Annotated in this window: 16 protein-coding genes; 4 read left to right on the plus strand and 12 right to left on the minus strand. The window is 33.8% G+C overall.

All coding sequences use genetic code 11. The annotated features are described in order from the left end of the window. The first annotated feature begins 75 nt into the window (after positions 1-75). Genes Q0951_RS01630 through Q0951_RS01645 form a run of 4 tightly spaced genes read left to right on the plus strand, consistent with a single transcriptional unit; the run spans position 76 to position 4,701 of the window. Positions 76-555, plus strand: coding sequence for a GNAT family N-acetyltransferase (locus Q0951_RS01630; RefSeq protein ID WP_299333415.1), 480 nt, complete (start codon positions 76-78; stop codon positions 553-555). Between the two features lies 1 nt (position 556). After that, the gene (locus Q0951_RS01635) at positions 557-1,807 is read left to right on the plus strand and encodes an aspartate kinase (protein ID WP_299333418.1); all 1,251 of its coding nucleotides are present in this window, start codon (positions 557-559) and stop codon (positions 1,805-1,807) included. A 22-nt stretch (positions 1,808-1,829) separates the two neighbouring features. Beyond that, complete coding sequence (locus Q0951_RS01640; RefSeq protein ID WP_299333421.1) at positions 1,830-3,662, plus strand: lysophospholipid acyltransferase family protein; 1,833 nt, start codon at positions 1,830-1,832, stop codon at positions 3,660-3,662. Next, a complete protein-coding gene (locus Q0951_RS01645; RefSeq protein WP_299333424.1) occupies positions 3,652-4,701 on the plus strand; it encodes a carboxypeptidase-like regulatory domain-containing protein in 1,050 nt (349 codons plus the stop codon). The genes Q0951_RS01640 and Q0951_RS01645 overlap by 11 nt, the downstream gene beginning before the upstream one ends. Positions 4,702-4,832: 131 nt before the next feature. Here Q0951_RS01645 and Q0951_RS01650 read toward each other — a convergent pair whose 3' ends face one another. The 12 genes from Q0951_RS01650 to mgtE all read right to left on the minus strand — a co-directional run bounded on the left by Q0951_RS01650 (position 4,833) and on the right by mgtE (position 12,399). Further along, positions 4,833-5,405, minus strand: coding sequence for a hypothetical protein (locus tag Q0951_RS01650; protein WP_299333427.1), 573 nt, complete (start codon positions 5,403-5,405; stop codon positions 4,833-4,835). 18 nt (positions 5,406-5,423) lie between these two features. Further along, entirely contained in the window at positions 5,424-5,915 is a 492-nt protein-coding gene (locus Q0951_RS01655; RefSeq protein WP_299333430.1) for a DUF6428 family protein, read from the minus strand. Positions 5,916-5,970: 55 nt separating this feature from the next. Continuing rightward, positions 5,971-6,324 (minus strand): ArsR/SmtB family transcription factor, encoded by a 354-nt coding sequence (locus tag Q0951_RS01660; RefSeq protein ID WP_367179732.1) that lies wholly within the window; start codon positions 6,322-6,324, stop codon positions 5,971-5,973. 73 nt (positions 6,325-6,397) lie between these two features. Further along, positions 6,398-6,907 (minus strand): YtxH domain-containing protein, encoded by a 510-nt coding sequence (locus tag Q0951_RS01665; RefSeq protein ID WP_299333433.1) that lies wholly within the window; start codon positions 6,905-6,907, stop codon positions 6,398-6,400. A 57-nt stretch (positions 6,908-6,964) separates the two neighbouring features. Beyond that, on the minus strand, positions 6,965-7,561 hold the full coding sequence (locus Q0951_RS01670; RefSeq protein WP_299333436.1) for a hypothetical protein: 597 nt from the start codon (positions 7,559-7,561) through the stop codon (positions 6,965-6,967). Positions 7,562-7,609: 48 nt separating this feature from the next. Then, positions 7,610-7,996, minus strand: coding sequence for a VOC family protein (locus tag Q0951_RS01675; RefSeq protein WP_299333439.1), 387 nt, complete (start codon positions 7,994-7,996; stop codon positions 7,610-7,612). Beyond that, the gene (locus Q0951_RS01680; protein WP_299333442.1) at positions 7,993-8,451 is read right to left on the minus strand and encodes a DUF1801 domain-containing protein; all 459 of its coding nucleotides are present in this window, start codon (positions 8,449-8,451) and stop codon (positions 7,993-7,995) included. The genes Q0951_RS01675 and Q0951_RS01680 overlap by 4 nt, the downstream gene beginning before the upstream one ends. A 5-nt stretch (positions 8,452-8,456) precedes the next feature. Beyond that, on the minus strand, positions 8,457-8,975 hold the full coding sequence (locus tag Q0951_RS01685; RefSeq protein ID WP_299333445.1) for a DUF4199 domain-containing protein: 519 nt from the start codon (positions 8,973-8,975) through the stop codon (positions 8,457-8,459). A gap of 107 nt (positions 8,976-9,082) precedes the next feature. Further along, a complete protein-coding gene (locus Q0951_RS01690; RefSeq protein WP_299333447.1) occupies positions 9,083-9,493 on the minus strand; it encodes a response regulator transcription factor in 411 nt (136 codons plus the stop codon). Positions 9,494-9,502: 9 nt separating this feature from the next. Beyond that, a complete protein-coding gene (locus tag Q0951_RS01695) occupies positions 9,503-10,438 on the minus strand; it encodes a 2-hydroxyacid dehydrogenase (protein WP_299333450.1) in 936 nt (311 codons plus the stop codon). Positions 10,439-10,496: 58 nt separating this feature from the next. After that, positions 10,497-10,862: a cupin domain-containing protein gene (locus Q0951_RS01700; protein ID WP_299333452.1), complete on the minus strand. Its 366-nt coding sequence runs from the start codon at positions 10,860-10,862 to the stop codon at positions 10,497-10,499. Positions 10,863-11,028: 166 nt separating this feature from the next. Next, positions 11,029-12,399, minus strand: a complete 1,371-nt coding sequence (gene mgtE / locus Q0951_RS01705) for a magnesium transporter (protein WP_299333455.1) — start codon at positions 12,397-12,399, stop codon at positions 11,029-11,031. Positions 12,400-12,411: the final 12 nt, after the last annotated feature.

Consider the following 12,411-nt stretch of genomic DNA (forward strand, 5'->3'; position numbering starts at 1 on the left):
ACTACAACGTTATCGTTAGATTATTATATGATAAAATTATTAAGTTTTAGACTATATTTGAGCTAAAGAAAAGCCATGACATTTTCCATCAGAAAAGCAATTAAACAGGATATGCCTAGAGTTCTGGAGCTTATCAAGGAACTAGCTGATTTTGAAAAAGAACCAGAGGCAGTTGAGGTGACTATTGAAGAATTAATCAAGGGTGGTTTTGAAGAGCCCGTTCAGTTTGTGTGTTTTGTTGCCGAGTGTAACAATCGTATTGAAGGAATTGCATTGGTCTATAACCGTTTTTCTACATGGAAAGGAGTTGTGCTTCATTTGGAAGATTTGATAGTAAGCCATAACATGAGAGGTTCTGGTTTGGGAACGGCACTTTTAGACGAAGTGGTTAGGTATGGTCAAAGTTTAGGGGTGAAACGTATCGGCTGGGAAGTATTAGATTGGAATCAATCTGCTATTGACTTTTATGAGAAAAAAGGTGCAGATATCAAACGTGATTGGCATATTGTACATCTTACAAAAGATGGAATGAAAAATTATATAGCAAATATTTAGAATGCAAGTATTTAAATTTGGAGGAGCCTCAGTTAAAAATGCTGAAGGTGTTAAAAATTTAGCTTCGGTGTTGCAACAAGTTGGTTATGAAAATACACTTGTAGTAGTTTCGGCAATGGGTAAAACTACTAATGCACTTGAAATTGTAATAAAAAACTATTTTGATAATAAGTCAGAATTACAAAGTTCTATCCAAGATGTCAAAAAGTATCACAATGAGATTCTTTTAGAACTTTTTGAAAATACACAACACGCTGTATTTAAAAAAGTGTCTTCGATTTTTGAAGATCTTGATTATTTTTTAAGTCGCAACAAATCTCCAGATTACAATTTTGTTTACGACCAGGTTATTGGTTTTGGAGAATTGACATCAACAACTATTATCAGTACATACCTTAATGAGATTGGATTAAAAAACAACTGGTTGGATGTTAGAGAATTTATCAAGACTGATGATTACTATAGAAGAGCCAATGTTGATTGGGAACACACTCAATACAAAATTAAAACCAATTTTGACTCCAGTGTGCTCAATATCACACAAGGGTTTTTAGGAAGTGACGCCAATAATTTCACTACTACTTTAGGAAGAGAAGGAAGTGACTATACAGCAGCAATTTTTGCCTATTGTTTAAATGCCGAAAGTGTTACGATCTGGAAAGATGTTCCAGGTGTTTTAAATGCTGATCCACGATATTTTGAAAACGCCCAATTGCTCAACAGTATTTCATACAGAGAGGCGATAGAGTTAGCATTTTATGGTGCCTCTGTTATTCACCCTAAAACACTTCAACCTTTACAGCAAAAGGAAATTCCGTTGTTTGTAAAATCATTTTTAAATCCGAAGAATTCAGGAACCATGGTTGGCAAAGGTATAGGTTTAGAGCCTGATATTCCTTGTTATATTGTTAAGAAAAATCAAGTATTGATATCCTTGTCTTCCTTAGATTTTAGTTATATCGTTGAAGAGAATATTAGTGAGATCTTTAAATTACTACATCTCTATAAAATGAAGGTAGATGTGATACAGAATTCGGCAATTAGTTTTTCGGTGTGTTTTGAAAACACCTACAATAATCTTGACCGACTGCTTCAACACTTAAAAGCAAAATTTAAAGTAACATTTCACGAAAACGTAAGTCTTTATACTGTTAGGCATTATAACGAACAAGCAATTACCTCTATAGAAAGCGGTAAAGAATTGCTGTTAAAACAGTTAACTCAAGAAACCATTCAAATCGTAACTAAATAGTTTATTTAGTACATTTACACTCATGACCAAACAACAAGATACAGGATTAGTTACCGCAAAAGAAGTTGCAAAAGCAATTAAGGCTGACAAGTATGGTTTTATAGGGACTTTCTTTGGCTGGTTACTAATGAAGGTATTAAAAATATCAACGCTTAATAGAATTTATAAACGAAATAAGCATCTAAGCGATGTTGAGTTTTTAGATGCTATTCTGGACGATTTTCAAATTAAATTTGAGATTCCTGAAGAAGATCTTAAGCGTTTACCAAAAGATGGCGCCTATATCACAGTGTCTAATCATCCTCTAGGAGGTATTGATGGTATCTTGCTACTCAAGCTTATGATTGAGCAGCGTCAGGATTTTAAAATTATTGCGAATTTCTTATTACATCGTATTGAACCTTTGAAACCTTACATTATGCCTGTTAACCCTTTTGAAGACAGAAAAGATGTAAAATCGAGTGTTGCAGGTTTCAAGAATGCAATTTTGCATTTACGTGAAGGACATCCATTAGGTGTATTCCCAGCAGGTGAAGTGTCAACTTATAAAGATGGAAAATTAGTGGTTGATAAACCATGGGAAGAAGCTGCAATGAAATTAATAAAAAAGGCTGAAGTACCTGTGGTTCCAATATATTTCCACGCAAAAAATAGTAAGTTATTTTATAAGCTTTCCAAGATTAGCGATACGTTTAGAACGGCAAAGTTACCATCGGAATTACTCACTCAAAAAAACCGAATTATCAAGGTTAGAATAGGAAAGCCTATTTCAGTAAATGACCAAAAAGAGCAAACAACAATTGCTGATTTTTCTGAGTTTATAAGACGAAAAACATACATGTTATCTAATGCGTTTGAAGACAAACCTAAAATATTAGATAATTTGTCAAACACCTTAAAGCCACCAGCAAAACCTCCAAAACGGATTGTAGGCTCTGTAAGTGCTGAAAAAATGGCTACTGAAGTTGATGCTCTTCGTGAGGCAGATCTCAGACTTTTAGTTAGTAAAAATTATGAGGTGTATCTTACACCTGCAGACCGAATTCCTAATATTCTTCATGAAATAGGCCGATTGCGTGAGATCACATTTAGAGAAATTGGTGAGGGTACTAATGAAGCCATCGATTTAGATAGTTTTGATACTTACTATCATCATATGTTTTTATGGGATGCTGACTTCAAAAAGCTTGCAGGTGCTTATAGAATGGGATTAGGTTCAAAAATTTATGCACGCTATGGCATTGACGGTTTTTACTTGCAAGATCTCTTTAGATTTGAGCCAGAGTTGTACAAAATGATGAGTGAATCTATTGAAATGGGTAGAGCTTTCATCATCAAAGAGTATCAGCAAAAACCAATGCCTTTATTTTTACTTTGGAAAGGTATTGTTCATACTACTTTGCGCTATCCAGAACACAAATATCTAATTGGAGGTGTGAGTATTAGTAATCAATTTTCAAATTTTTCAAAATCTTTGATGATTGAGTTTATGAAGTCTCATTACTACGATCCTTATGTTGCACAGTATGTACACCCTAAAAAAGAATTCAAGGTAAAACTTAAGGATGCAGATAAAGACTTTGTGTTTGATGCTACGGAGGCTGATCTCAATAAGTTTGATAAAATTATTGATGAGATAGAGCCAGGAGCATTACGATTACCAGTACTACTAAAAAAATATATTAAGCAAAATGCTAAGTTAGTGGCATTCAATGTCGATCCGTTGTTTAATAACTCTGTCGATGGCTTGATGTATATCAAAATTGCCGACTTACCCGAAAGTACTGTAAAACCTGTTATGGAAGAATTTCAAGCTGAATTGGAACGTAAATTTTCAAGTAACAATGAAGGTTAGTTTTTCAGTTTTAACACTCCTACTTTCAACTTTTCTTTCTTTTTCCCAGAGTATAACAGGTGTTGTACTTGATGCTCAAACCAGAATGCCAATTGAAAGTGCATCAGTCTATTTTGACAATACAACTATTGGAACATCAACAAATGATAAAGGTGAGTTTGAAATTGAAAAAGGAGATCATATTAATGCTACACTGGTCATTTCATTTCTGGGATATGAAAAAGTCCTGATTACTGATTACAATGATAAAATCAATTTAGAAATTCTTTTAAAAGAAGCTCCTGATGCTTTAGATGAGGTTGTGATATCTAGTTTTGATGGGATGTCTAAAGCCTTAAAATTACAGTTTTTTAGAGAACAATTTTTAGGAAAATCGAAACTGGCAGAATCCTGTATAATCCTTAATGAAGATGATTTGATCCTGAAGTATGATAAAGAGAAAAAACAACTTTCGGCTTCAGCATTAAACCCTATTCAGGTTAAAAATGAAGACTTACAATACCTTATAACTTTTGAACTTGAAGCTTTTGAACTTTATTTTAGTTACGCCAACTTATTGAAAGAACAATTTAGAATTCGGTCTATGTTCTACTTAGGCACGTCGTTTTATAAACCCATGGAGAGCTCAAAGAACAGACGAACAGAAAAGAAAAGAGAGAGAGTCTACAAAGGATCAGTATTGCATTTTATGCGAGCACTGACTGCAGAACAACTAAAAAAAGAAAAGTTTTCAATTTTCAGAGATGGTTTAGGTGTAAAACCCGATAAATATATTTCAGTATCAACAGTGGATATCACTGGACTTTTTCTTGTTAAAATGAAAGGTCCATTAACCGTTTTATACAAAGGAGATAAACAAACAGAGATTAAATTATCGCAATCAAATATTTTACAAGATCCATTTTTTAATATTGAATTCTATGTCGATCGATTTGGAAACTATAGTCCTATAAGCGCCTTTTATCTCGTTGGATATATGGGAAACCTTAGAGTAGGAGACAGCTTGCCCCTAGATTATAATGTAGAAGGCGATAAGTAGTTTGCCACAAATTTTTTCTTAATTATTTAATTCCTTCTCTTGCTTTTTGAAAAGGTATTTTACTATAAAAGCATCAAAAATTATGATGTAGTAGCATAGCGTTTTTACTGTGTATGAAAAGACACTTTTATTTAACAACAGGTTATTTTTAAGCGGTGAGCATTCCACAATGATTTTCCTTGTGGAAGGATCAAGATCAAATGAATTAAAGCTAATACAATACTACCTGGAATAATATTAATAGCAATAAACTGCATCACGTCTTTTCCAAAACCAGGATCTAAACCATAAGTTAAAGTTAATGCGCCATCGCTTATAGAAATTCGTGTAGCTATGATCAGGATAATAGCTGCAAAATGAAAACTGTTAGAAAAAAGATGAATGATATATTCCCATTTAGGCAAACCATTCATAAATGCTCTGCTATCATTTTCTACATAAGCATCAATTCCAAGCGTAATAAGATCAAGTATGACCAAACTTAATCCAATATAAAAACTCCATGGATATACAGTATTAATAAATAAAAAGCAAATGATCAAAGGAAATAGAATGGCTCTAATAGTATGTGTTTTATGCTCAAACAGGCTCTCTTTTTTATTAAAAAGTTCATATTTCCATATATGAAGATAGAAACCGTCATAGGTTGCTAAAACCATAAAAAAGATAAGACATAAAGATGATAAATAATACAGAGTTTCCATAGTTAGAATGTTTATAAATTAACAGCAGTTTCCTTCTGGAGAACAACAAGGAGCTTCACTTTCTGTAGTAATAGTCTCAGGAACACCACATAGTTCTTTGGCTTTGCAATCTGTTTTTTCAATGGCTAATTTAAGGATAAGCTTATTGTCTTGTATCTGGTAATCGTTTACAAAAAGTTGTGCTGTATGAAATGTAGGATTACTGTATTCAAATTTTACTTCAGCATCAAGTGTGTAAGGTTTCATATTACCTACTTTCTTGAGAATACCCATTGCTTTGAACACAGACATGCATTCTGTTTTATTCTCATCATTTGGACTTTCCCATAGTTGGATAATGGTTTCTTTCCAAGAATCGGTTTGCGCGCCACAATCAACAGAATCAACAGTAATATGTTTTACTTCTGTGATATGATAATTTGCAGCTACAAAAACGTTAGGAGCATATTCAAACCATAATTCTTTATTATTATGTTGATCCAGTATTGAAAATAATTCTTGTGTTTTCATCTTAATTTAAATTTTAGTTCATGTCATGAGTGAGTTAAGTAAAATGGAATGTCTTCTAACAACAGTTGGATGTCGTTTTATTAAAAAATGAATTCAGTAAGAGTTGAACTTCCTGAAATCGTTCAATATTCAAACAATAATATTTCTTTTTGCCTTCAAATGTTCCTTTCAGGAGTCCGGTATCTCCAATAACAGCAAGATGTTGAGATATGGTAGCTTGTGATAAACCTATTTCATCCACAAGGTCATTACAAATACAACCTTCCTGTTCGCTAATGTATTTTAAAATAGCTACACGCGCTGGATGAGCAAAAACTTTTGCAAAACTGGCAATTTGATTAATGCTTTCAGGAAAAATAAAACGTTTCGTAACTCCCATAATATAACTTTGTGAGGTAAAGGTAATCATAATTATCGTAATATTGCAATATTACGATAATATATTAATAAAAAAAGCCAGAAGGTGAATTCTGGCCTTGTATTTATAATGATTTAAACCAGTCTTGAAACTGATTGCCAAGTAAGAAAACAGGTTTTTTCTCTCCGCTAAATGCTCCAACTAAACTCATAATCCACATGGCAAATGGTAAAATCCATGCTACAAGATTAACAATAGGAATAATTGCACATACAAAAGCTAAAAGCATAATTCCTAATACTTGTCTAATGTAAAATGAGCCTAATTCAGATTTTGGATTATTCATAACTAAGGCTATAATCCATCCTATCAGTGTAAGGTGACTTATAATTGCTACATTTTTACCGTCACTTAGTACTTCCTTGGCGTCATTTGCAAATTCTTTTGCAGAGGCCTTGGCGTCTTCAGCGAATTCAGAGGCTTTTTCTTTAGCCTCACCAGCAAACTCTTTCGCATCATCTGCAAATTCACTTGCTTTTTCACTTACTTTATCGGCTGCTTTTTTTGCACCTTCTTTGGCATCTCCTAACATATCGTTAAGGTCATCGCCTAGGCTTTTACTATCGTCAGACATTTGATTTAATGTTTTTTGGTTATGCGTATAAAGTTAATAAAAATCAGCTAATTAGACTTATTTTTTTCCAAACAGTCTTTGAAAGAAACCTTTGGTTTTTTCTTTTGTTTCTGTGTAGGTTTCCTTGACATCTTCTGCCAGATCTTCTAGCTTATCTTCGGCTACATCAGCTAATTCTGAAGCTTTATCTACGGCACTACCCAAAGCTTCTTTTGCTTCTCCGGCAAATTTTGTTGCTTTCTCTTTCGCTGTATCTGCAAATTCCTCTAATTTTTCTCCAGCTTCATCGACAAACACAGAAGCTTTTTCTTTGGCTTCTGTATAGGTTTCTTTGGCATCCTCGGCAAAATCAGTAGCCTTATCCTTGGCAACATCAGTAAATTCACCAAGTTTTTCACCAGCCTCATTTGCCAGTTCATTTGCTTTGTCTTTGGCGTTATTCAGCATCTCTTTTCCGTCTCCTTGTATGAATTCATTGGCCTTGTCTTTGACATTACTTAAAACCTCCTTAGCGTCGGCAGCTAATTCATTAGCTTTCTCTTTAATATCATTAGCTTTATTGTCAATTGCGTCAGTTGTATCATTGGCAGTATCTTCTGCAGATCCAACAGTATGGTTTATATTATCTTCTAAGCTTTTATTTTCTTCAGTCATTGTTGTTGTTTATTTATGAGTAGTTTTGATAAGATATTTGTTACACTACTACTTAAATGCCTGATCAATGGGTTCCCAGAGTTCAATTTTGTTTCCCTCGTTATCCAATATCCAACCAAACTTTCCGTAGTCATATTCTTCCATATCTCCTACTATTGTGACACCTTCTTCTTTTAAAGTCACTAATAATTCTTTTAAGTTTTCAACACGATAGTTGAACATGAACTCTTTTTTTGAAGGCTCAAAGTATTTGGTGTCGTCTTTAAATGGACTCCATTGGGTTGAACAGTCGTTACCATCTTTATCTTTCCACCAAAATGTACAACCATAATCATCAGTATTGAAACCTAAATGCTTCTTATACCAATCTTTTGAGGCTTTTGGATTTTTAGATTTAAAAAATAATCCGCCTATTCCTGTGACACGTTTTTTCATTTTTTCTTTATTGCGTTTTCATAAATTCCTATATACTCTTCTGAAGTCATTTTTCTTGTAAGTTCGCCAATAAGTTCAAATGGAAATTCATCTAAGTTTTTAAAGCGAATACAGCTTTTTCCCATATCGAGTTTTCGTTTGCAGTGTTTTGGGTATTCTCCTACAAACCAATCATGAAGTTCTTTTTTTGCATAAATTCCGCTGTGATATAAGTTTACTGAGTTCTTTTGAGAAGCAAAACTCATAAATGGTAACGGGGTCTTAGGATCACAATGATAGCCATCGGGATAAACAGAATGTGGTACATAATAGCCTATCATTTTATAAATCATTCCTTCTTCAAAACCTTTGGGCAGATTATCATTAATAACTTTTCGTAATTTTTTTAATGTGCCCTGACGTTCCTCTGGAACTTGACTAATATAATCCTCAGGAGATTTAGCTTCGTATTGCATGATATTTAGTTTTTACGTTGTAGAATTAATGCAGAAATTAAAGATATAATAAATCCGATAATTAACACAGTGACAAACATGATAAATGCCATAATTGTAGGACTTGACATCATTTCCATAGACGCTTCTAATTGGTCAGTTTGAGCTTTCAATTCTTCTGCGGAAAGATTAGCTTCCTGAAGTTGGTTGATGGTGTATTCTTTGTATTGCACAGCAAAATCCGGATTAATTGAAGTGGTGTAAATATAATCTACAATCCCGAAACCTATTGCTGCAAATAATGAAATCAGGAGTCCGATAATAATGGCTTTCCCTAAACTAACTTTACCATCATTAACATGGTCTCTAAAATGCTTTATTCCGAAGAAAACAAACAATAAGGATAACACCATAGAGGCATATCCAAAAACAGCCATGGTATTAAAATCCAAATCTATTTGTTTGCCTATCAGGAATCCAGCTAAGAATAATACAGATGCTGTAATAAATGCATAGATTCCGTATTTAATAATTGTGTTTTTCATAATACAGAGTTTTAAGTTTTCGTGTACCAAAACTAAAATAATGTTCAGAATTCGCACTCATACTAAAGTACCAAAAACACTCATTCTTTAGTTCTGAATGCTCTTTTTTAAATAATACGAAGGTCTTTTGCGATTTGAAGTGCTTGCGTGCGACGTTTGGCGTTTAGTTTTGACAATAGATTTGAAACATGAGTTTTTACAGTACTTTCTGAAACAAAAAGTTTGGTTCCAATTTCTTTGTTCGATAAACCTTCTGAAATACTTAATAGTACTTCATATTCTCTCTTGCTAATGTCCAAGTCCTTTATTTTTTGATGATCAATCTCTTTGGAAGTTTGAGCTTGTTTCTGTAAACTTTTCTTATTGATAAAAATGCCAATAAAAAAGAAAACAATGGCAATAATACCAATAATGATCTCAATGTTTAAGTTGCTTGAAATCAAAGCATATTTACTAAACTGAAATAGTAATAACAATGCTAAAATGAGCAATCCAAAAACTAGAATGGTTTTTTTCATGCTTTAAATTTAGCAAAAATCTGCTTTTATTTTGTCAACAATAGTTTGTGCCAGTTTTTCTTTGCTTTCTTTGGTCCAACCTGCTACATGAGGTGTTAGAATTACATTGTCTGCGGAAATAAGATACTTGAAAGCCTCAGGCATTTTATTGGTGAATAAGTTCTCAAAAGATGATTTTTCGTATTCTAATACATCTAATCCAGCACCAAGAATTAGACCTTTGTCTAATGCCGAAACTAAATCTTTGGTGACCACACTTTTGCCACGAGCCGTGTTAATTAACCAGAATGGTTTTTTGAAACCCTTGATGAATTCTGAATTGACCATATTAATAGTTAGTGGTGTTTCGGGTGTGTGTAAACTTAGAATATCAGTTCTATCTTTCAGTTCCTGAAGCGAAGCTTGTTTTGCGTTCTCATCACCAACATTAGCTTTAATGTCGTAGAAGATTACATCAACATCAAAACCGCGGAGTTTTTTAGCAAAAGCTTTTCCCATATTACCATATCCAATGAGACCAACAGTTTTTCCATCAAGTTCTAAACCACGATTGTCTTCACGTTGCCATTTCCCCTGTCTTACTTCACGATCTGCTTTATTTAGTTTATTAAATAAAGACAATAACATAGCTAAACTATGTTCGCCAACAGCATTGCGGTTACCTTCAGGAGCAGCAATAAGTTTTATGCCTTTTTGAGTAGCATAATCGCAATCAATATTTTCAAGTCCAGCACCAACACGACCTATGAATTTTAAATGCTTTGCAGCATCTAAAAACTGACGATCGATTTTAAATCGGCTACGAATTACAAATCCGTCGTATTCATGAATGATCTTTTCTATAGTGTCTTTTGAGGATGTATAATCTTCATCATTAGTAAATCCAAGTGTATTGAGCTGATTAATGAGTAATGGATGATTTGTATCGAGGTGAAGGATTTTCATTGTTTTCGATATTTGTTTTTAAGGTGTTTAGACAGAGCACAATATGATTAGCTGGTGTTTAAATTTCTGGATATTCAGTTTGTGTCATGTCGTGTTCAACTGTTCCAGTGTGTGCAGTACTGAGTTTTTCAAAAAGTAATAAGTGTACTTCTTCGCCGTCTTTTGTAGACGGATTATGTTCTACACCTTTAGGAACAACAATTAGCTCTCCTTCTTTAATTACTTCAGTTCTGTCTCTAAATTGCATGTACAATGTGCCTTTTATGACTTGAAATAACTCATCTTCATCATCATGGCTATGCCATACAAATTCACCTTTTATTTTGGCTAGTATTACCTGCATGTTATCCACTGTAGCTATTCGATGCGGATGCCATTGCTTGGTAAATTGCGTATGTTTTTCTTTGATATTTATAGGTTTCATAATCTTTGGCTATGATTTGAGTTTAAAGTTACAAAGTTTTGCGTTAGTGATTGCAGTGAAAATCCTTTTGTATTACAAAAGATTGTAGCGTAAAGCACGGTGCTGCGGAGCTTTTTTGCTAAAATATTTTGAAGGTGTAAAATAAGCGAAGCAGTAAACGCGCTTATTAGAACCCAATGATGAGTCCGGAGAGTACAAAAAACAAATAGATACCTAATATATCATTACTTGTTGTGATAAATGGTCCTGTGGCAATCGCTGGATCGATACCTCGTTTGTCTAAAATAATTGGAACAAAGGTCCCAACCAATGCAGCAACTATAATAACACTCATCATGGAAACAGCAATAGCGAGACTTTCGGTGGCATTTTGATTGATAGCAAAACCAAATAAAATAACGAGTATTGCCAAGGCAAAACCATTGATAAGACTTAATCCTACCTCTTTTACCAAACGGTTGAAGATGCTTCCCTTTACGTTGTCGTTAGCAAGTCCCTGAACAATAATAGCACTGGATTGTACACCTACATTTCCAGCCATTGCGGCAATAAGTGGTGTGTAGAAAAATAATGAAGGTACAGTAGCCATAATGTCTTCATAACCTTTCATAATAAAGACAGAACCTAAACCGCCAAAAAGCCCCAATACCAACCAAGGTAAACGTGCTTTGGTAAGTTCCCAAACAGTATCATCAGCTTCTACATCTTGTGTGATACCTGCAGCTAACTGATAATCTTTTTCGGCTTCTTCTTTTAAAACATCAACAATATCATCAATTGTGATTCTCCCTAATAAGGTTTGCTCGTCATCAACTACAGGAATAGCTTCTAGATCGTATTTTGACATGACCTTTGCCACATCTTCCACATCATCATTGACATGAACATAATCCACATTATCTTTAGCAATATCAGCTATCTTTTGTTCACTTTTTGCTACAATTAGATCTTTAAGTGATAATCTGCCTATTAGTTTTTCTTCTTTGTTAACAACGTATATAGAATGTACTCTGGTGACCTCTTTTGCCTGACCTCTGATACGACGTAAGCAACCTGCTACAGTCCAAGTTTCATATACCTTAACCAACTCTTTTGCCATCAAACCACCTGCAGAATCGTCTTCATAGGTAAGTAATTCGGTAATTTCCTCTCGGTGTTCTTCATCTTCAATTTGGGAAATAACTTCAGCTTGTCGTTTTTCGGGTAATTCGGCAATAATATCAGCAGCATCATCGGTGTCTAACTCTTCAACTTCTTCGGCAATTTCTTTAGCAGATAGTTTTTCAAGAACTTTCTCTCTGGTATCTTCATCAAGTTCTGTTAAGATATCTGAAGTGGTTTCAGAATCTAATAATTTGATAAGATATACCGAATCCTCAAGACTTAACTCGTCCAGGATTTCGGCAACATCGGCATAGTGAAACTCATTTAAAAGTAGTTTTAGTTCTTTGTCGTTCTTAAGTTCAACAAGACGTTCTACTTTATCAATAAGTTCATCGGTAAGCTCAAATTGGATGTTTTCTTTTTCTTCAATCAAACTTGATGGTTT

Source organism: uncultured Psychroserpens sp. (genome assembly GCF_947501425.1).
In the GTDB taxonomy this organism is placed as follows: domain Bacteria; phylum Bacteroidota; class Bacteroidia; order Flavobacteriales; family Flavobacteriaceae; genus Psychroserpens.

Excerpts from the sequence above, each read along its gene's own strand:
- Q0951_RS01630 (WP_299333415.1), top strand. The coding sequence starts at position 76 with ATGACATTTTCCATCAGAAAAGCAATTAAACAGGATATGCCTAGAGTT.
- Q0951_RS01635 (WP_299333418.1), top strand. The coding sequence starts at position 557 with ATGCAAGTATTTAAATTTGGAGGAGCCTCAGTTAAAAATGCTGAAGGT.
- Q0951_RS01640 (WP_299333421.1), top strand. The coding sequence starts at position 1,830 with ATGACCAAACAACAAGATACAGGATTAGTTACCGCAAAAGAAGTTGCA.
- Q0951_RS01645 (WP_299333424.1), top strand. The coding sequence starts at position 3,652 with ATGAAGGTTAGTTTTTCAGTTTTAACACTCCTACTTTCAACTTTTCTT.
- Q0951_RS01650 (WP_299333427.1), bottom strand. The coding sequence starts at position 5,405 with ATGGAAACTCTGTATTATTTATCATCTTTATGTCTTATCTTTTTTATG.
- Q0951_RS01655 (WP_299333430.1), bottom strand. The coding sequence starts at position 5,915 with ATGAAAACACAAGAATTATTTTCAATACTGGATCAACATAATAATAAA.
- Q0951_RS01660 (WP_367179732.1), bottom strand. The coding sequence starts at position 6,324 with ATGATTACCTTTACCTCACAAAGTTATATTATGGGAGTTACGAAACGT.
- Q0951_RS01665 (WP_299333433.1), bottom strand. The coding sequence starts at position 6,907 with ATGTCTGACGATAGTAAAAGCCTAGGCGATGACCTTAACGATATGTTA.
- Q0951_RS01670 (WP_299333436.1), bottom strand. The coding sequence starts at position 7,561 with ATGACTGAAGAAAATAAAAGCTTAGAAGATAATATAAACCATACTGTT.
- Q0951_RS01675 (WP_299333439.1), bottom strand. The coding sequence starts at position 7,996 with ATGAAAAAACGTGTCACAGGAATAGGCGGATTATTTTTTAAATCTAAA.
- Q0951_RS01680 (WP_299333442.1), bottom strand. The coding sequence starts at position 8,451 with ATGCAATACGAAGCTAAATCTCCTGAGGATTATATTAGTCAAGTTCCA.
- Q0951_RS01685 (WP_299333445.1), bottom strand. The coding sequence starts at position 8,975 with ATGAAAAACACAATTATTAAATACGGAATCTATGCATTTATTACAGCA.
- Q0951_RS01690 (WP_299333447.1), bottom strand. The coding sequence starts at position 9,493 with ATGAAAAAAACCATTCTAGTTTTTGGATTGCTCATTTTAGCATTGTTA.
- Q0951_RS01695 (WP_299333450.1), bottom strand. The coding sequence starts at position 10,438 with ATGAAAATCCTTCACCTCGATACAAATCATCCATTACTCATTAATCAG.
- Q0951_RS01700 (WP_299333452.1), bottom strand. The coding sequence starts at position 10,862 with ATGAAACCTATAAATATCAAAGAAAAACATACGCAATTTACCAAGCAA.